This is a genomic window from Aquitalea denitrificans, assembly GCF_009856625.1.
GTDB classification, from domain to species: Bacteria; Pseudomonadota; Gammaproteobacteria; order Burkholderiales; family Chromobacteriaceae; genus Aquitalea; species Aquitalea denitrificans.
Window position 1 is genome coordinate 3,749,024 of sequence record NZ_CP047241.1, and the last position, 17,769, is coordinate 3,766,792.

Sequence of the window (17,769 nt, forward strand, 5' to 3'; positions counted from 1 at the left end):
CCCCTTAACGGTACTTGGCATCGGCTGCCTTGTTGGCAGCGATTTCGGCCTCGTACTTGTCACCCACCGCCAACAGCATCGGCTTGGTGTAGTAGAGGTCGCCACGTTTTTCACCGTGGTATTCGAAGATGTGCGTTTCGACGATGGCGTCGACCGGGCATGCTTCCTCGCAGAAACCGCAGAAGATGCACTTGGTCAGGTCGATGTCGTAGCGCGAGGTACGGCGGGTGCCGTCTTCACGCTGTTCCGACTCGATCGAAATCGCCATTGCCGGGCACACCGCCTCGCACAACTTACAGGCAATGCAACGCTCTTCACCGTTGGCGTAGCGACGCTGCGCATGCAGGCCGCGGAAGCGCGGCGAGATCGGCGTCTTCTCTTCCGGAAACTGGACGGTGATCTTGCGGGCGAAGAAATAACGCCCGGTCAGCATCAAGCCCTTGACCAGTTCCACCAGCAGGAAGGTTTTGAAAAAGTTGCGAATCGTATCCATGTTCTTTACCTATCCCCTCAGTTCCACAGCGACAGCGGGGTCATCATCCAGATACCCAGGACCAGGATCCACACCAAGGTAACCGGAATGAACACCTTCCAGCCCAGACGCATGATCTGGTCATAGCGATAACGCGGGAATGTCGCGCGGAACCACAGGAAGCAGAACAGCACAAACGCCATCTTGGCAGCCAGCCAGAAGAAGCCACCGGCGCCCAACAGACCCCAGCTTGCCGGGAAGGGCGACAACCAGCCACCCAGGAACAGGATGGAAGTCAGGGCGGAAACCAGAATCATGTTGGCGTATTCAGCGAGGAAGAACACGGCGAATGCCATGCCGGAGTATTCCACGTGGAAACCGGCCACGATTTCGGATTCACCTTCGGCCACGTCAAACGGGGCACGGTTGGTTTCGGCCACACCGGAGATCAGGTAGACGATGAACAGCGGGAACAGCGGCAGCCAGTTCCAGGAGAACAGCGAACCACCCGCCATGCCATGACCCTGCTGTTTGACGATGTCAACCAGGTTCAGGCTGCTGGATACCATCAGTACGCCGACCAGGGCGAAGCCCATCGCCAGTTCGTAGGACACGATCTGGGCGGCGGAACGCATGGCACCAAGGAAGGAGTACTTGGAGTTACCAGCCCAGCCGGCCACGATGATGCCGTATACACCGATGGACGACAGCGCCAGGATGTACAACAGGGACGCGTTGATGTTGGCCAGAACCAGTGTGTCGCTGAAGGGAACCACCGCCCAGGCAGCCAGTGCCGGGCCGATGGCCAGCACCGGAGCCAGCAGGAACAAGCCCTTGCTGGACTGCGCCGGCAGAATGATTTCCTTCATCAACAGCTTCAGACCGTCAGCCAGCGGCTGCAGCAGACCCAGCGGACCAACCCGGTTCGGGCCGATACGGATCTGCATATAGCCGATGACTTTACGCTCGAAGTAGGTCAGATAGGCCACGGCAATCATCATCGGAGCTACGATGGCGATGATTTTCAGCAAGGTCCACACCGTGAGCCCCGCCTCATTACCGAGAATGCTTTGCAAGAACTCCATGTTTTACCCCTGTGAAAGCGCGATGGAATCGAACATGCCACCCAGACCAGCTGTCAGCGGGTGAGCCGTTGCCAGACGCACCGTGTCAGCCGGCAGACTGTCGTCGGCCTCAACCAGCACCTTCAGCTCGCCACCACCCTGACGCAGCAGGGCTTGCGAACCGGCAGCCACGTTCAGGCTGGCCAGCAGGCTGGAGTGAGCGGTGGCAACCGGTGCAGCTGCATCAGCAGTCTTCTGCAGCGACGGAGCGCGGCGGCAGATGGCATCAGCCTGATACAGCGGCACTTCGCCGATACGTACCAGACCGGTGCTCACCGCAGCATTGATAGCCACATCGCCCAGCGCATTGTTGAAGGCAGATTCGATGGAACCCTTGGCCAGCAGTTCGGCACGCACGTCTTCGGCACTGTTCTGCTCGAAGCCGGTCAGGCCCAGCATATTGCCCAGTACACGCAGTACCTTCCAGGCCGGACGAGTCTCACCCAGCGGACGCACTACACCGTTGAAGGACTGCAGCTTGCCTTCCATATTGACAAAGGAGCCGGCAGTTTCGGAGAACGGCGCGATCGGCAGCAGCACATCGGCGTAATCCAGCAGACCAGCGCCCTTGTAGGCAGTCAGCGCAATCACGGTGGCAGCCTGTTTCATGGCGGCAACTGCGGCTTGCGGGTTGTAGCTGTCGGACTCGACTTCGGTGTTGAGCAGAACGTAAGCCTTGCGCGGCGCGGCAATCATCGCAGCAGCGTTCAGACCGGCAGTCGCCGCAGCGCCGAAGGCTGCACGGTGCGGCAAGGCACCAACCAGTTCAGCACCGGTGCTGTTGGCAGCTTCAGCCAGCAGGCCGAAACGTGCGCCGGTCAGCGCGGAGACTTCCTGCGCCAGCTTCAGCAGTTGGGCAAAGGCCGGATGATGTTGCGCCACATTGCCCAGTACGATGGCGGCAGATTCTGCACCGCTCAGGCTGGCGGCAATCGCTTGCGCTTCGGCACCAACAGTAACTGCAGCCAGATCGACGGCGGTTTGGGCAGACTTGATCTCAACCACAGCCTTCAGCACCTGGGCCAGTGCATTGACCAGCGCCAGCGGCGATACGATCAGCTTGGCATTAAGTGCAGTCAGCAGCGCATCGTCAGTCACATGGATGACATTGAGCTCACTGCCCTTCTTCACTGCCTGACGCAGGCGCGAAGCCAGCAGCGGCTGTTCCTTGCGCTGAGTGCTACCCACCACCAGGATGGACTTGGCGGTGGTCAGTTCAACAATGCTGGAACCCAGCCATTGCGCGCCTTGCTGGGCGGCATCGGCCGAGAAGTCACTGCGACGCAGACGGTAGTCGATATTGTTGACACCAAAGGCGCGAGCCAGCTTTTGCGCCAGATACAGTTCTTCGGTGGTGGAGTGCGGACTGGTGAGGAAGCCGATGGCATCCTTGCCGTGATCGGCGGATACGCCGTTCAGGCCCTTGACCACGTAGGCCAGTGCGGTTTCCCAGTCGGTTTCGTGCCACTTGCCGTCAAACTTGATCATCGGCTTTTGCAGACGCTCGGCAGAATTCAGGCCTTCATACGAGAAACGGTCGCGGTCGGCGATCCAGCATTCGTTGATGGCTTCGTTTTCCAGCGGCAGTACACGCATCACTTCATTGGATTTCACCTGAACGATCAGGTTGGAACCCAAGCCATCGTGCGGGCTGACCGACTTGCGGCGGGACAGCTCCCAAGCACGGGTGGTGTAGCGGAAAGGCTTGGAAGTCAGCGCGCCGACCGGGCAGAGGTCGATGACGTTACCGGATATTTCCGAATTAACGGTCTTGCCCAGATAGGGCATGATTTCCGAGAATTCGCTGCGGTTGGCCATGCCGATTTCCTGGAAACCGCCGATTTCTTCGGTGAAGCGCACGCAGCGGGTGCAGTGAATGCAACGCGCCATTTCTTCAGCCGATACCAGCGGGCCCATGTCCTTGCCCACCACGGTGCGCTTTTCTTCCTGATAGCGGGAAGAGGAGTTACCGTAGCCTACAGCCAGATCCTGCAGCTGGCACTCGCCGCCCTGGTCGCAGATCGGGCAATCCAGCGGGTGGTTGATCAGCAGGAATTCCATCACGCCGGCTTGCGCCTTCTTGGCCATGTCGGAATGGGTATGCACCTTCATGCCATCGGTCACCGGCGTAGCGCAGGCGGGCAGCGGCTTGGGTGCCTTTTCCACTTCAACCAGACACATACGGCAGTTGGCCGCGATGGACAGTTTCTTGTGGTAGCAGAAGTGAGGGATGTGGGTGCCCACGGAATGGGCGGCATCCATCACGGTACTGCCTTGCGGGACAGTCAGTTTTTTACCGTCGATTTCGATTTCAAGCATCGCTCAACACCATTTGTGGTCCACCAAGGGCTTCTTGTGTTCGATCAGATACTCGAACTCATTACGGAAGTGCTTGGTGAAACTGCGAACCGGGAACACGGCAGCATCTGCCAGTGCACAGATGGTACGGCCGGCCATGTTATTGCCTACCGAATCCAGGAGTTCCAGATCGCCCGGACGGCCTTCGCCGTTGGCGATGCGATGGATCACCTTGTACAGCCAGCCGGTGCCTTCACGGCACGGCGTACACTGGCCGCAGGACTCTTCGTGATAGAAGTAGGCCAGACGCTCCAGCGCCTTCACCATACACACGTCTTCGTTCATCACGATGACAGCGCCCGAACCCAGCATGGAGCCGGCCTTGGAGATGCTGTCGTAGTCCATCGTGCATTGCATCATGACGTCGCCGGGCAGGATCGGAGCGGAAGAACCGCCCGGGATCACAGCTTTCAGCTTTTTGCCATCGCGCATGCCACCGGCCATTTCCAGCAGTACCGAGAACGGGGTGCCCAGCGGAATCTCGTAGTTGCCCGGACGATTCACGTGACCGGATACCGAGAACAGCTTGGTGCCACCATTATTGGGCTTGCCCGCTTCCAGGAACTTCTGTGCACCATCACGGATGATGAAAGGCACGGAGGCGAAGGACTCGGTGTTATTGATGGTGGTGGGCTTGCCGTACAGACCGAAGCTGGCCGGGAACGGCGGCTTGAAGCGCGGCTGGCCTTTTTTGCCTTCCAGCGACTCCAGCAGCGCGGTTTCTTCACCGCAGATGTAGGCACCATAACCATGATGGGCGAACAAATCGAAGCTGAAATCGCTGCCGAGGATATTCTGCCCCAGGAAACCAGCCTGACGGGCTTCATCCAGTGCGGCTTCGAACAGTTCGTACTCTTCGAAGATTTCACCGTGGATGTAGTTGTAGCCAGCCTTGGTCCCCATGGCGTAGCCGGCGATGATCATGCCTTCGATTAGCGCGTGCGGATTGAAGCGCAGGATGTCGCGGTCCTTGAAAGTACCCGGTTCACCCTCGTCGGTGTTGCACACCACGTATTTGTCGCCCGGGAAAGAGCGCGGCATGAAGCTCCACTTCAGGCCGGTGGGGAAGCCCGCACCACCACGGCCGCGCAGACCGGAATTTTTCACTTCGGCGATCACGTCTTCTTGCGCCATCTGGGATTCGATGATGCGACGCAGGGCCTGGTAGCCGCCACGGGCCACGTAGGCCTCCAGCTTCCAGCAGTCCTGCGCAGAGGTGTCGACGCCGTCGAAAATCACACCATTGACGAAGATTGCCATTAGTTCAGCTCCGCCAGTTTCTTGTCGATTGCTTCGGGCGTCATGAAGCTGCACATCTTGTGGTTGTTCACCAGCAAGACCGGCGCATCGCCGCAGGCTCCCATGCACTCCCCTTCAAGCAAGGTGTACTTGCCGTCAGCGCTGGTTTCGCCAATGGCGACGCCCAGCTTCTTGGAGATGTACTCGGCAGCATTGACGCCACCGGACAGGGCACAGGGCAGGTTGGTGCAGACCGTGATCTTGTACTGGCCAACCGGCTTCATGTCGTACATGTTGTAAAAGGTGGCCACTTCGTAGGCAGCTACCGGAGCAATATTCAGGTAGTTGGCAACGAATTCGATCACCTCGGTATTCAGGCAGCGCTCTTCCGGTGTCTTGCCGGTTTCCCGACGCTCCACCAGAGCAATGCGCAGCGCGCCCATAACCGCCGAACGGGCCTGGTCTGCCGGATATTTGGCGACTTCGCGGTCGATGGCGGCGAGTGATTGTGCGGATAGCATTAGCGGTCGATCTCCCCAAACACGATATCCTGGGTACCGATGATGGCGACCACGTCGGCAATCATGTGACCCGTAGCCATTTCATTCAGGGCTGCCAGATGGGCAAAACCCGGGGCACGGATTTTCAGTCGGTACGGTTTGTTGGCACCGTCGGATACCAGATAGATACCGAACTCACCCTTCGGATGTTCCACGGCTGCGTAAGCCTCGCCTTCCGGCACGTGCATGCCTTCGGTGAACAGTTTGAAGTGATGGATCAGGTCTTCCATATTCGACTTCATGCCTTCGCGGGAAGGCGGAGCCACTTTATGGTTGTCAGTGATGACCGGGCCGGGATTGTCACGCAGCCAGGCAACACATTGCTGGATGATGCGGTTGGACTGGCGCATTTCTTCCACGCGCACCAGGTAACGATCATAGCTGTCGCCACCCTTGCCCACCGGAATATCGAAGTCCAGACGGTCGTATACATCGTAGGGCTGCTTCTTGCGCAGATCCCACTCGATGCCGGAACCACGCAGCATCGGGCCGGAGAAGCCCAGGTTTTTGGCACGCTCGGCACTGACTACGCCAATACCCACGGTACGCTGCTTCCAGATACGGTTATCGGTCAGCAGGGTTTCGTATTCGTCGACATAGGTCGGGAAACGCTTGGTGAAATCGTCGATGAAGTCCAGCATGGAACCCTTGCGGCCTTCGTTCAGGCGCGCCAGTTCCTTGGCGTTCTTGATCTTGGATACGGTGTACTGCGGCATGGAGTCCGGCAGATCACGGTATACGCCACCCGGGCGGAAGTAGGCAGCATGCATACGGGCACCGGAAACGGCTTCGTAGCAGTCCATCAGATCCTCACGCTCACGGAAAGCATACAGGAACATGGTCATCGCGCCGATGTCGATGGCGTGTGCGCCAATCCACAGCAGGTGGTTCAGGATACGGGTGATTTCAGCAAACATCACACGGATATATTGCGCACGCAACGGCACTTCGATTTGCAGCAGCTTTTCAATGGCCAGGCAGTAGGCGTGCTCGTTGCACATCATGGATACGTAGTCGAGACGATCCATATACGGCAACGACTGGATGAAAGTCTTGCTTTCAGCCAGTTTCTCGGTACCGCGGTGCAAAAGGCCGATATGCGGGTCGGCACGCTGGATGACTTCACCATCCAGCTCCAGAACCAGACGCAATACACCGTGCGCTGCCGGGTGCTGAGGACCAAAGTTCAGCGTGTAGTTACGGATCTCAGCCACCGTAGTTCTCCTCACGAATGATGCGCGGAGTGATTTCGCGCGGTTCGATGGTGACCGGCTGGTAGATGACGCGCTGCTGGGTCGGGTCATAACGCATTTCGACGTGACCGGACAGCGGGAAATCCTTGCGGAACGGATGGCCGACAAAGCCATAGTCGGTCAGGATGCGACGCAGGTCGGGGTGACCTTCGAACACGATGCCATACAGGTCGAAGGCTTCACGCTCGAACCAGTTGGCTGCGTTCCAGATCGGGTTGACCGAGGCGAGCAGCGGGAAGCTGTCGTCTTCGGCAAATACGCGCAGACGGATACGGACATTGTGCTTGAGCGACAGCAGGTGATAGACGGCGGCAAAGCGCGGACCATCCCATGGCTCGTCACGGTAGGCACTGTAGTCCATACCGCACAGGTCAATCAGTTGTTCGAAAGAAAGTTCGGCATGATCGCGCAGCATGGTGGCCACGTCAGTCAAATCTGCCGCCTTGCAAACGATGGTCAGTTCATCGAGGGCCAGCGTGCTTGAAACAAGCTTGTCGCCCAGCACACGCTCGACGACCGATCCCAGTGCTTCCATTTTCTTGGAGGCCATAAGTACTTACCTTATCGGGCGATGGTAGAGGTGCGTTTGATCTTGTTCTGCAGCTGAATGATGCCATACAGCAGTGCTTCGGCAGTCGGCGGACAGCCCGGCACATAGACATCGACCGGCACGATGCGGTCACAGCCACGGACGACAGAATAGGAATAGTGGTAGTAGCCACCACCGTTGGCACAGGAACCCATGGAGATGACCCAGCGCGGCTCTGCCATCTGGTCATACACCTTGCGCAACGCCGGTGCCATCTTGTTGCACAGCGTACCAGCCACGATCATCAGGTCAGACTGACGGGGACTGGGACGGAAAACGATGCCGAAACGGTCCAGGTCGTAACGCGCGGCACCGGCATGCATCATCTCCACCGCACAGCAGGCCAAGCCAAAGGTCATGGGCCATAGCGAACCGGTCCGGGTGTAGTTGATGAGCTTGTCGGCTGTCGTGGTAACGAAGCCTTTTTCCAGAATACCTTCTACTCCCATTCCAGCGCTCCCTTTTTCCACATGTAGACGAAGCCCAGCGTAAGCACCGCCAGGAACTCCACCATTACACCAAAGCCATAGGCACCCAGCTCTTTCAGGACAACAGCCCAGGGAAACAGAAATGCAATTTCCAGATCGAACAGGATGAACAGAATGGCGATGAGGTAGTAGCGAACGTCAAACTTCATGCGCGCGTCTTCGAAGGCCTCGAATCCACACTCGTAAGGAGAGAGTTTCTCAGGGTCGGGACGATTGGGTGCGAGGACCTTACCAAGAACGATAGGACCCACGCCGACCAGCAAACCGACGATGACAAACAACAGAATGGGAAAATAATTTTGCAGCATTTCCCGAACACCCCCAAAAAAAGGAGGAATTACCCTCCTTGGCTCCAAATAAAATAGGCCACCGGAATCCCGGTGGCCTATTTTTGAATGGTGGTGCCGACAGTGAGACTCGAACTCACACAGCCTACGGCCACTACCCCCTCAAGATAGCGTGTCTACCAATTTCACCATGTCGGCACTATATAACTTTACTGTCACTCCGGAATTTTTGATGTAGTACCCGAAGCTTTGCCAGTGGTTGCCCCGACCGGGATTTGCGGCGCAACTTGCTCAACCTTGCCACCCATCACACCCAGATCTGTTTTTCCGCCCCCCGACAGATAAACAAGAGTGAGACTCGTGGAGAAGAATACAACCGCTGCTATTGCAGTGGTTCTACTCAAGAAATTCGCAGAACCAGACGCACCGAACAGACTTCCGGAAGCGCCGCTGCCGAAAGCTGCACCCATATCCGCACCCTTGCCATGCTGCATGAGAACAAGGACGATGATCGTCACTGCGGAAAGGAGGTTTATAACCCAAATAAGCGTCTTAATAAGTTCCATACTATATCAATTTTCCTGCGGCCTGGCAAATCATCCTGAATGATCCGGCGTCCAGAGATGCCCCACCAACAAGGGCTCCGTCGACATTTTCTGTCTTCAGAATTGACTCGGCATTCTCTGCCTTTACACTGCCGCCGTAGAGGACGCGAATATTAGCCGAGGGCTTGGCATTTTGCAAGCACCACGTTTTGATAGCCGTGTGAATCTCGGCAATCTGCTCCAGCGAAGCCACTTTGCCGGTACCTATTGCCCAGACGGGCTCATAAGCAATGACGTACTCGCCGTCGTTCACTTCGGCCAGAATGGCCAGCTGGCGGAAAATCACCTCCAGGTACTGCCCGGACTCGCGCTCATCCAGGGTTTCACCCACACACAGCACCGGCACCAGGCCCGCAGCCATGGCGTTGTTCATCTTGGAGAGCAAGGCCGGATTGGCTTCACCGAAATACTGGCGGCGTTCGGAGTGACCAACCAGTGCATAGCGGCAACCGACATCGCGCAGCATGGCTGCCGAGATTTCACCGGTGAAAGCACCGTCGTCGGCAAAGCTGCTGACATCCTGCGCCGACAGTTGCAATGCATGCGCGGACAGCTGTACCCCCAGCGCTGCCAGATAAACGGCAGGCGCAGCAACACCGACCCAGGACTGATTGCAGACCGGATCGGCCAGCAATGCCGCTACTAGGGATTGGGCACTTTGTGCGCGGGTATTCATCTTCCAGTTGCCGATAATCAGCTTGCCAGCCATGTTGGGTCATCTCCGTACTAAGAGCTGCGGATTATACCCCACTCTCGATGGCGTCAAAACTTCGCATACGGCTTTTCGACGACTTGTAATATTTCTGAAAAGTAGGAGGAATAGGATGCGCCTCAACACTTAAGCAGGCCCTTACCCCAATACTCAGGAGCAAGCATGAAACAGTCTGTACGTCTGGTCGCCTCGCTGGCCTTGTCCGCCGGCTTCGTTGCTGGTGCCGCCATGGCTGCCGATATTACCGGTGCCGGCGCTACCTTCCCCTACCCCCTGTATGCGAAGTGGGCCACTTCCTACAAGGCAACAACCAGCAACAACATGAACTACCAGTCCATCGGCTCTGGTGGTGGCATCAAGCAGATCCAGTCCAAGACTGTCGATTTCGGTGCTTCCGACATGCCGCTGAAGCCGGAAGAGCTGGAAAAATCCGGTCTGACCCAGTTCCCGACCGTACTCGGCGGTGTTGTACCGGTTATCAACGTACCGGGCATTGCAGCCGGTCAGGTCAAGTTTACCGGCCAGCTGTTGGCTGACATTTTCCTGGGCAAGGTTTCCAAGTGGAATGACCCGGCCATTGCCAGCCTGAACCCGGGCGTCAAGCTGCCGGATCAGAAAATCACTGTGGTTCGCCGTTCCGATGGTTCCGGCACCAGCTTCATCTTCACCAACTACCTGTCCAAGGTTTCCAGCGAGTGGGCGAGCAAGGTTGGCTCCAATACCGCGGTAAACTGGCCGACCGGTGTGGGTGGCAAGGGTAACGAAGGTGTGGCCAACTATGTAACCCGCATCAAGGGTTCGATTGGTTATGTCGAGTATGCCTACGCCAAGCAGAACAAGCTGGCTTATGGCGACCTGAAGAATGAAGCCGGCAGCTTTGTAGCCCCTAGCGACAAGTCCTTCCGTGCCGCTGCAGCCAATGCCGACTGGAAAAAGGCACCGGGCTTCTATCTGTTGCTTACCAACCAGCCGGGCAAAGACAGCTGGCCTATTGCTGGTGCCACCTTTATCCTGATGCACAAGAAACAGGACAAGCCGGCACAAGGCACCGAAGTACTGAAGTTCTTTGATTGGGCTTACAAGAATGGCGACAAGACTGCGCTGGATCTGGATTACATCCCGATGCCGGACAACGTCAAGACGGTCATTCGCACCAGCTGGAAGCAGATTACCGATGCCAGCGGCAAGCCGGTTCTGAATTGATAGCAGCTTGGCTACAGCAAATGACAGTGCACACAAGGCACCGTGCCAGTTGCTGTAGCTACAAGGCCGGGGTTCACCACCCCGGCTTTTTGTCTGAGACGCGACCGAGTATCCCTCATGGAAAAGTTCAGTAATAACCAGCAAATGCAGCGGCAACTGCTGCTAGACAATCTGTTCAGAATAGCCACGCGTTGCTTTGCCTTTCTGGTACTGGCCTTGCTGGTTGGCATTCTGATTTCGTTGATCATTGGTGCCATGCCAAGCCTGAGCAAATTTGGCTGGGGCTTTCTGACTGATAGCGACTGGGATCCGGTAGCGCAGAAATTCGGTGCCCTGGTTCCGGTATTCGGCACCCTGGCCACCTCGGTGATTGCCTTGCTGATCGGTGTACCGGTCAGCTTTGGCATTGCCGTCTTCCTGACCGAGCTTTGCCCCAACGTGCTCAAGCGACCGCTTGGGATTGCCGTGGAGCTGCTGGCAGGTATCCCATCCATCATTTACGGCATGTGGGGCCTGTTTGTATTTGCCCCGCTGTTTGCTGATCACGTGCAGCCGCTGCTGATCGACAATCTGGGAGACATTCCGTTGATCGGCCTGCTGTTTCAGGGTGCTCCGATGGGCATTGGCGTATTTACCGCCGGCCTGATTCTGGCAGTGATGGTAATTCCCTTTATCGCTTCGGTGATGCGCGATGTGTTTGAAGTGGTACCCACCATGCTCAAGGAGTCGGCTTACGGCCTGGGCTCCACCACATGGGAAGTGGTGCGCTATGTAGTACTGCCCTACACCAAGACCGGCGTAGTGGGCGGCATCATGCTGGGCCTTGGCCGCGCACTGGGCGAAACCATGGCGGTGACCTTCGTGATCGGCAACTCCTCGCGCTTTGCCGTCGGCCTGTTCGAACCGGGCCAGTCGATTTCATCGGCCCTGGCCAATGAATTTGCCGAAGCAACAGGTGAGTTCCACATGGCCTCGCTGATCGAACTGGGGCTGATCCTGTTTTTCATCACCTTCGTCGTACTGGCCTGCGCCAAGCTCCTGTTGCTGCGTCTGCAGAAACAGGAAGGCAAGGCATCCTGACAAGGCGCTATCATCATGGCTAACAGCACATTGAGCGAATCCCTGAACGTTCAGGATCGCAGCGGAAGCAGCAGCACCATGAATACTTCTATCTATCGTCGCCGCCGTCTGGTGAATGCCTTCAACATGGGGGCCTCCACCCTGACCATGGCCTTTGGCCTGTTCTGGCTGTTCTGGATTCTGATTACCCTGCTGCAACATGGCCTGTCTGGCATCAATTTGCAGGTGTTCACCCAGAGTACGCCGCCACCGGGCAGCCAGGGCGGTCTGGCCAATGCCATTTACGGTAGCCTGGCCATGACCATTTCCGGCACGCTGATCGGCACGCCGATCGGCATTCTGGCAGGCATCTATCTGGCAGAATTCGGTCAGCGCGGCTGGCTGGCACCAGCCACACGTTTCATCAACGACATTCTGCTGTCGGCACCGTCCATCGTGATCGGCCTGTTTGTCTATGAAGTCTATGTTGTCAGCGTCGGGCACTTCTCCGGCTGGGCCGGCTCTCTTGCCCTCGCCCTGCTGGTGATTCCGGTAGTGGTACGCACCACCGAAAACATGCTGCGACTGGTACCCAACACCCTGCGCGAAGCTGCCGCCGCCCTTGGCGCACCGCAGTGGAAAATCACCCTGTACGTTACCTTGCGTTCGGCCAAGGCCGGGGTGTTGACCGGCATCCTGCTGGCAGTGGCCCGCATTTCGGGAGAAACCGCCCCCTTGCTGTTTACCGCATTGAACAACCAGTTCTTCAACAGCAATATGAACCAGCCGATGGCCAACCTGCCCATCGTGATTTTCCAGTTTGCCATGAGCCCGTACGAAGACTGGCACACCCTGGCCTGGACCGGTGCTTTGCTGATTACCCTGAGCGTGTTGACGCTTAATATCCTTGCCCGCTGGATGGGCAGCCAGAAAACCCAATCGCATTAAGGCATGACGACAATGGCTGATAACAACGTCAAGCTTCAGGTCAAGAATCTGAACTTCTTCTACGGTAATTTCCACGCATTGAAAAACATCAATCTGGAAATCGCCCCGCGCATGGTGACTGCCTTCATTGGCCCGTCCGGTTGTGGCAAATCCACCCTGCTGCGCACTTTCAACCGCATGTACGAGCTCTATCCCGGCCTGCGCTCGGAAGGTGAAATCCTGCTGGATGGCAATAACATCCTTGCGCGCGACGTAGACATCAATCTGCTACGCGCCAAGGTTGGCATGGTGTTCCAGAAGCCGACGCCGTTCCCGATGTCCATCTACGACAACATCACCTTCGGCGTGAAGCTGTACGAAAAGCTGTCCAAGACTGAAATGGATGATCGCGTGGAGTGGGCACTGCGCAAGGCCGCACTGTGGGATGAGGTAAAAGACAAGCTGAAGCAGTCCGGCAACTCGCTGTCCGGTGGTCAGCAACAGCGCCTGTGCATAGCCCGTGCCGTAGCTTCGCGTCCGGAAGTACTGCTGCTGGACGAACCGACGTCGGCGCTGGACCCGATTTCCACGGCCCACATCGAAGAACTCATTCATGAACTGAAAGAGGACTACACCATCGCCATCGTCACCCATAACATGCAGCAGGCGGCACGGGTTTCCGACTTCACCGCCTACATGTATCTGGGTGAACTGGTGGAATTTGGCGAAACCGACAATATCTTCACTGCGCCGAAACAAAAGGCTACCGAGGATTACATCACCGGCAAATTCGGCTGATTCCGCGGTCCCCGACCAACACCCCGCCTGCTATCATGCCCGCGGGGTGTTGTTTTGCATGGTGGTCGATTTCAGCTTGAAATCGCTGTACTGCCCCTGGGCAAAGCCTGAAAAAACCGGGTGAAAACCCGGCCTGTCAAGAATGGTCCCTTTCCCGCGACGGGAAAACGACAAGCCGGTTTTTTTTTGTCTCATTTACTTGACGCCTGCAGGTCTGGACACAACAATCCCGGCTTTCCTTTACACGATTTTCATGATCATGCTGGACCTCTTCGCAGGGCTGGACACTCATGTGGCCATCACCCTGGTTCTGTCGCTGGGCTTTGTCCTGGCCTTCGAGTTCATCAACGGTTTTCACGATACGGCCAACGCAGTTGCCACCGTCATTTACACCCAGTCGATGAAGCCCCGGCTGGCGGTTTTTGCCTCTGGCGTATTCAACTTTCTGGGCGTGCTGACTGGCGGCCTGGCGGTTGCCTATGCCATTGTTCATTTGCTGCCGGTTGACCTGCTGGTTTCCGTCAATACCGCGCGCGGCATGGCCATGGTGTTTGCCCTGCTGACCGCCGCGATTGCCTGGAATCTGGGCACTTGGTATTTCGGTTTGCCGGCGTCCAGCTCGCACACGCTGATCGGCGCCATCCTGGGTGTCGGCCTGGCCAATTGCCTGATCAACGGCACACCGTTAGCGCAAGGCGTCAACTGGGCCAAAGCTGTCGATGTCGGTCTGTCCCTGCTGTGTTCACCACTGGTTGGTGCCCTGCTCTCCGGTCTTTTGGTGATGGTACTGCGCCGTTCACGCCCGCAAAGCAATATGCACAAGACGCCTTTCCAGCGGCAGCAGGTGGAAGGCCGCAAGCATCCGCCATTCTGGATGCGCTTCATGCTGATCGTCAGTTCCATGGGGGTAAGCTTCTCCCACGGCTCCAATGACGGCCAGAAGGGTGTCGGCCTGATCATGCTGGTACTGATCGGCATCGTGCCGGCCAAATATGTACTCAACCTGGACAGCACGCCTTACCAGATCGAGCGTACCCGTGATGCCGCCCTGCACTTGCAACAGTTCTACAACCGCCACCAGACCGCACTGGACACCATGTTCAAGCCGGTAGCTGCTGACAGCAATATACATGACTGTCGCCCGCGGGATACCCTGCGCACCGCTGACAACCTGATCACCGCGCTGGGTGATGGCAGCACCTATCGCAATCTGCCGGACAACAAGCGTTGGGATGTTCGTACTGATCTGCTCTGTCTGGATGACGCGGCCAAGAAGGCAGGCTCCCTACCCAATCTGAGTGCTGACGACAAGCAATTGCTGAGCAATCTGCGCAAGGATCTGACTGTTACCACAGAATACGCCCCGACTTGGGTCATCATTGCCGTGGCGCTGGCGCTGGGCGGTGGCACCATGATTGGCTGGCGTCGCGTGGTAAAAACCGTTGGCGAAGGTATTGGCAAGAAAGACATGACCTACGCGCAGGGCATGTCGGCACAACTGACTGCAGCCGTATCCATTGGCCTTGCCAGTCAGTTCGGCCTGCCGGTTTCCACCACCCATGTGTTGTCCAGCGGCGTAGCCGGCACCATGGTGGCTGACAAGGCCGGTCTGCAATGGTCTACTGTGCGCTCCATCCTGCTGGCCTGGCTGTTTACCATGCCAGTGGCCATGCTGCTGGCTGGCAGCCTGTATTACCTGGCCAGCAACTGGCTGAAGTAAAGCTACTCATTGTTGCTTGCAGACGAAAGCCGCCCTCGGGCGGCTTTTTCTATGATGGGCATCATGGCCGGTGTAGTTTGATCAGGATCAAACAGCAGCAACAACACCATTGATTCGTTATTTTATTATTTGCTAATATTACTGCGCTTAATCATGGTTTCTCCTTTGTTGTTTGCAGCAATCCCTTGACGCCTCATTCCGCTTGGAATGAGGCGCTTTTTTTGGCTGATGCTGGCAGGAAAAGCAGAAAACAGGGGGACTTCAGGCTTTGAGGTAGTGCTCGCGTCCGGACAGCCAGCGTTCCAGGTGCGCCTCTGCCGCTTCCGGCCAGCGCTGCAGCACTTCTGGCGCCAGCTCGCGTGCGGCTTCCAGCAATTCGATATCGTCTTCCAGATTGGCAAACCTGAGCATTGGCACCCCGCTTTGCCGGGCACCGAGAAACTCACCCGGGCCGCGTATCAGCAAATCCTGGCGGGCTATCTCGAAGCCATCCACATTCTCGTAAATCACTTTCAGGCGCGCCTTGGCCAGCTCTGACAAGGGGTTTTCAAACAGCAACATGCAGACACTGCGGGCGGTACCGCGCCCAACCCGGCCACGCAGCTGGTGCAATTGCGACAGGCCCATGCGCTCGGCATGTTCGATCACCATCAGGCTGGCATTGGGTACATCCACCCCCACTTCAATCACCGTGGTGGCCACCAATACCTGCAATTCCCGTTTGGTGAAGGCAGCCATCACGGCAGCCTTTTCGTCCGGTTTCATGCGCCCATGCACCAGGCCGACCTGCCATTGCGCCAGCTGGGCTGCCAGTACGCGATGGGTATCCACCGCTGTTTGCAACTGCAAGGTTTCCGACTCTTCAATCAGCGGGCATACCCAGTAGACTTGCTGCCCTTCACCGCAAGTCTTGTGCACATAATCGATCACCTCTTCGCGCCGGCTGCTGTTGATCAGCTTGGTGACGATGGGCGTGCGGCCCGGTGGTAATTCATCAATGACGGACACATCCAGATCGGCATAAAAGCTCATGGCCAGGGTGCGGGGTATTGGCGTGGCCGACATCATCAGTTGGTGGGGTTCCTGCCCCTTTTGCTTGAGTGCCAGGCGCTGCCCCACGCCAAAGCGGTGCTGCTCGTCCACAATGACCAGCCCAAGGCGGGAAAAGCTGACGCCATCCTGAAACAAGGCATGGGTGCCAACTGCCAGTTGGGCTTCGCCATTGGCCATCTGTAGCAGCGACTGTTCCTTCTGCTTTTTGCGCAGACTGCCGGATAACCAGCACACGGTCAGTCCCAGCGGCTCCAGCCAGCCGGACAGCTTGCGGTAATGCTGCTCGGCCAGGATTTCGGTGGGTGCCATCAGCGCCACCTGAAAACCGGCCTCAATGGCGGTCAAGGCGGCCAGCGCAGCCACCACGGTCTTGCCGCTGCCGACATCCCCCTGCAACAGCCGGTGCATGGGGTGTGCCTGCGCCAGGTCAGTATTGATTTCGTCCAGCACGTTTTGCTGTGCCCGGGTCAGTTCAAACGGTAGCTGCGCGAACAGGGCCTGCCTGAGCTTGCCGTTACCCCGGATTGCTGCAGCCTGCCCCTGGCGGCGTGCACGGTAGGCCAAGCGCATGGAGAGTTGCTGTGCCAGCAGCTCATCAAACTTGAGCCGCTGCCATGCAGGCAAGCCGGGCTCGGACAACTGGCTGGCAGAATATTCGGGCGGCGGAAAATGCAACAGGTGCACCGCATCGGCAAAGCTCTGCAGCCTGAGGGGTCCGATCACCGACTCCGGCAGGGTTTCAGGCAGTGGCAGGAGCTTTAGCTCACTGCGAATCAACTTGCGCAGCATCGGCTGGGTGACACCGTTGACCGTGGGATAGACCGGTGTCAGGCTTTCAGCCAGTGGGCTGCCTTCTACGACTTCGCGGGTTTTGGGGTGCACCATTTCATCGCCATGAAAACCACGACGGATTTCACCCATCGCACGGATGAGTGCGCCATCGGTAAACTGCTTGAGCTGGCTGGGATAAAAATGGATGAAACGCAATACCAGCACACCGCTGGCATCCTCGATACGCACCAGCAACTGCTTGCGTGGACGGAACTGTACGTCGTGACTGATGACCCGTCCTTCCACCAGCACGGGTTGGCCATATGGCGCGGCGGCGATGGGGTAAAGATGGGTTTCGTCTTCGTAGCGCAGCGGCAGATGCAGCACCAGGTCGAAACGGCGGCGCAGGCCGAGCTTGTCCAGCTTCTTGGCCAGAGCGGGAGCCACATTCAGCGGCTGGTTGGCGAGGTCATTGGCTTGGGTCATCAGCAGGGATTGTACCCAAAAAACAGGGCGGCGCACCTTGTCGGCACGCCGCCCTGTTCTGCGTC

17 protein-coding genes and 1 tRNA gene are annotated in these 17,769 nt (G+C 57.5%); 5 read left to right on the plus strand and 13 right to left on the minus strand.

Features of this window, described 5'->3' with window-relative positions; translation table 11 throughout:
• Window positions 1–4 precede the first annotated feature (4 nt).
• The 12 genes from nuoI to tpiA all read right to left on the minus strand — a co-directional run bounded on the left by nuoI (window position 5) and on the right by tpiA (window position 9,684).
• On the minus strand, window positions 5–484 hold the full coding sequence (gene nuoI / locus GSR16_RS17255) for an NADH-quinone oxidoreductase subunit NuoI (protein WP_197077215.1): 480 nt from the start codon (window positions 482–484) through the stop codon (window positions 5–7).
• A 26-nt stretch (window positions 485–510) separates the two neighbouring features.
• A complete protein-coding gene (gene nuoH, locus GSR16_RS17260; RefSeq protein ID WP_159879576.1) occupies window positions 511–1,557 on the minus strand; it encodes an NADH-quinone oxidoreductase subunit NuoH in 1,047 nt (348 codons plus the stop codon).
• A gap of 3 nt (window positions 1,558–1,560) precedes the next feature.
• Window positions 1,561–3,915: an NADH-quinone oxidoreductase subunit NuoG gene (nuoG, locus tag GSR16_RS17265; RefSeq protein WP_159879578.1), complete on the minus strand. Its 2,355-nt coding sequence runs from the start codon at window positions 3,913–3,915 to the stop codon at window positions 1,561–1,563.
• A 3-nt stretch (window positions 3,916–3,918) separates the two neighbouring features.
• On the minus strand, window positions 3,919–5,214 hold the full coding sequence (gene nuoF / locus GSR16_RS17270) for an NADH-quinone oxidoreductase subunit NuoF (RefSeq protein WP_159879580.1): 1,296 nt from the start codon (window positions 5,212–5,214) through the stop codon (window positions 3,919–3,921).
• Window positions 5,214–5,714 carry an NADH-quinone oxidoreductase subunit NuoE gene (gene nuoE / locus GSR16_RS17275; RefSeq protein WP_159879582.1) on the minus strand — a complete coding sequence of 167 codons (501 nt, stop codon included), beginning with the start codon at window positions 5,712–5,714 and terminating at the stop codon, window positions 5,214–5,216. Before nuoE ends, nuoF begins: the two co-directional genes overlap by 1 nt.
• Complete coding sequence (locus tag GSR16_RS17280) at window positions 5,714–6,967, minus strand: NADH-quinone oxidoreductase subunit D (protein WP_159879584.1); 1,254 nt, start codon at window positions 6,965–6,967, stop codon at window positions 5,714–5,716. The genes nuoE and GSR16_RS17280 overlap by 1 nt, the downstream gene beginning before the upstream one ends.
• A complete protein-coding gene (locus tag GSR16_RS17285) occupies window positions 6,960–7,556 on the minus strand; it encodes an NADH-quinone oxidoreductase subunit C (protein ID WP_159879586.1) in 597 nt (198 codons plus the stop codon). The genes GSR16_RS17280 and GSR16_RS17285 overlap by 8 nt, the downstream gene beginning before the upstream one ends.
• 11 nt (window positions 7,557–7,567) lie before the next feature.
• A complete protein-coding gene (locus tag GSR16_RS17290) occupies window positions 7,568–8,044 on the minus strand; it encodes a NuoB/complex I 20 kDa subunit family protein (protein WP_045847651.1) in 477 nt (158 codons plus the stop codon).
• Window positions 8,035–8,391, minus strand: a complete 357-nt coding sequence (locus GSR16_RS17295) for an NADH-quinone oxidoreductase subunit A (protein WP_045847652.1) — start codon at window positions 8,389–8,391, stop codon at window positions 8,035–8,037. The genes GSR16_RS17290 and GSR16_RS17295 overlap by 10 nt, the downstream gene beginning before the upstream one ends.
• 91 nt (window positions 8,392–8,482) lie before the next feature.
• Window positions 8,483–8,568: transfer RNA gene (locus tag GSR16_RS17300), tRNA-Leu, on the minus strand.
• Window positions 8,569–8,585: 17 nt separating this feature from the next.
• The gene (gene secG / locus GSR16_RS17305; protein WP_045847653.1) at window positions 8,586–8,936 is read right to left on the minus strand and encodes a preprotein translocase subunit SecG; all 351 of its coding nucleotides are present in this window, start codon (window positions 8,934–8,936) and stop codon (window positions 8,586–8,588) included.
• Window position 8,937: 1 nt separating this feature from the next.
• A complete protein-coding gene (gene tpiA, locus GSR16_RS17310) occupies window positions 8,938–9,684 on the minus strand; it encodes a triose-phosphate isomerase (protein ID WP_159879588.1) in 747 nt (248 codons plus the stop codon).
• Window positions 9,685–9,849: 165 nt separating this feature from the next.
• On the opposite strand from tpiA, the gene pstS reads away from it, so the two are divergent.
• From pstS to GSR16_RS17335, 5 genes are all read left to right on the plus strand, one after another.
• Complete coding sequence (gene pstS, locus GSR16_RS17315; protein WP_159879590.1) at window positions 9,850–10,890, plus strand: phosphate ABC transporter substrate-binding protein PstS; 1,041 nt, start codon at window positions 9,850–9,852, stop codon at window positions 10,888–10,890.
• Window positions 10,891–11,007: 117 nt separating this feature from the next.
• Window positions 11,008–11,970: a phosphate ABC transporter permease subunit PstC gene (gene pstC, locus GSR16_RS17320; protein ID WP_159879592.1), complete on the plus strand. Its 963-nt coding sequence runs from the start codon at window positions 11,008–11,010 to the stop codon at window positions 11,968–11,970.
• 78 nt (window positions 11,971–12,048) lie between these two features.
• Complete coding sequence (gene pstA, locus GSR16_RS17325) at window positions 12,049–12,897, plus strand: phosphate ABC transporter permease PstA (RefSeq protein WP_159879594.1); 849 nt, start codon at window positions 12,049–12,051, stop codon at window positions 12,895–12,897.
• 12 nt (window positions 12,898–12,909) lie between these two features.
• Window positions 12,910–13,674: a phosphate ABC transporter ATP-binding protein PstB gene (gene pstB, locus GSR16_RS17330; RefSeq protein WP_159879596.1), complete on the plus strand. Its 765-nt coding sequence runs from the start codon at window positions 12,910–12,912 to the stop codon at window positions 13,672–13,674.
• Window positions 13,675–13,933: 259 nt separating this feature from the next.
• Entirely contained in the window at window positions 13,934–15,394 is a 1,461-nt protein-coding gene (locus GSR16_RS17335) for an inorganic phosphate transporter (RefSeq protein WP_159879598.1), read from the plus strand.
• 261 nt (window positions 15,395–15,655) lie between these two features.
• Here GSR16_RS17335 and recG read toward each other — a convergent pair whose 3' ends face one another.
• Window positions 15,656–17,704, minus strand: coding sequence for an ATP-dependent DNA helicase RecG (gene recG / locus GSR16_RS17340; protein WP_159879600.1), 2,049 nt, complete (start codon window positions 17,702–17,704; stop codon window positions 15,656–15,658).
• Between the last annotated feature and the right edge of the window lie 65 nt (window positions 17,705–17,769).

Excerpts from the sequence above, each read along its gene's own strand:
- nuoH (WP_159879576.1), bottom strand. The coding sequence starts at position 1,557 with ATGGAGTTCTTGCAAAGCATTCTCGGTAATGAGGCGGGGCTCACGGTG.
- nuoG (WP_159879578.1), bottom strand. The coding sequence starts at position 3,915 with ATGCTTGAAATCGAAATCGACGGTAAAAAACTGACTGTCCCGCAAGGC.
- nuoF (WP_159879580.1), bottom strand. The coding sequence starts at position 5,214 with ATGGCAATCTTCGTCAATGGTGTGATTTTCGACGGCGTCGACACCTCT.
- nuoE (WP_159879582.1), bottom strand. The coding sequence starts at position 5,714 with ATGCTATCCGCACAATCACTCGCCGCCATCGACCGCGAAGTCGCCAAA.
- GSR16_RS17285 (WP_159879586.1), bottom strand. The coding sequence starts at position 7,556 with ATGGCCTCCAAGAAAATGGAAGCACTGGGATCGGTCGTCGAGCGTGTG.
- GSR16_RS17290 (WP_045847651.1), bottom strand. The coding sequence starts at position 8,044 with ATGGGAGTAGAAGGTATTCTGGAAAAAGGCTTCGTTACCACGACAGCC.
- GSR16_RS17295 (WP_045847652.1), bottom strand. The coding sequence starts at position 8,391 with ATGCTGCAAAATTATTTTCCCATTCTGTTGTTTGTCATCGTCGGTTTG.
- secG (WP_045847653.1), bottom strand. The coding sequence starts at position 8,936 with ATGGAACTTATTAAGACGCTTATTTGGGTTATAAACCTCCTTTCCGCA.
- tpiA (WP_159879588.1), bottom strand. The coding sequence starts at position 9,684 with ATGGCTGGCAAGCTGATTATCGGCAACTGGAAGATGAATACCCGCGCA.
- pstS (WP_159879590.1), top strand. The coding sequence starts at position 9,850 with ATGAAACAGTCTGTACGTCTGGTCGCCTCGCTGGCCTTGTCCGCCGGC.
- pstC (WP_159879592.1), top strand. The coding sequence starts at position 11,008 with ATGGAAAAGTTCAGTAATAACCAGCAAATGCAGCGGCAACTGCTGCTA.
- pstA (WP_159879594.1), top strand. The coding sequence starts at position 12,049 with ATGAATACTTCTATCTATCGTCGCCGCCGTCTGGTGAATGCCTTCAAC.
- pstB (WP_159879596.1), top strand. The coding sequence starts at position 12,910 with ATGGCTGATAACAACGTCAAGCTTCAGGTCAAGAATCTGAACTTCTTC.
- GSR16_RS17335 (WP_159879598.1), top strand. The coding sequence starts at position 13,934 with ATGCTGGACCTCTTCGCAGGGCTGGACACTCATGTGGCCATCACCCTG.
- recG (WP_159879600.1), bottom strand. The coding sequence starts at position 17,704 with ATGACCCAAGCCAATGACCTCGCCAACCAGCCGCTGAATGTGGCTCCC.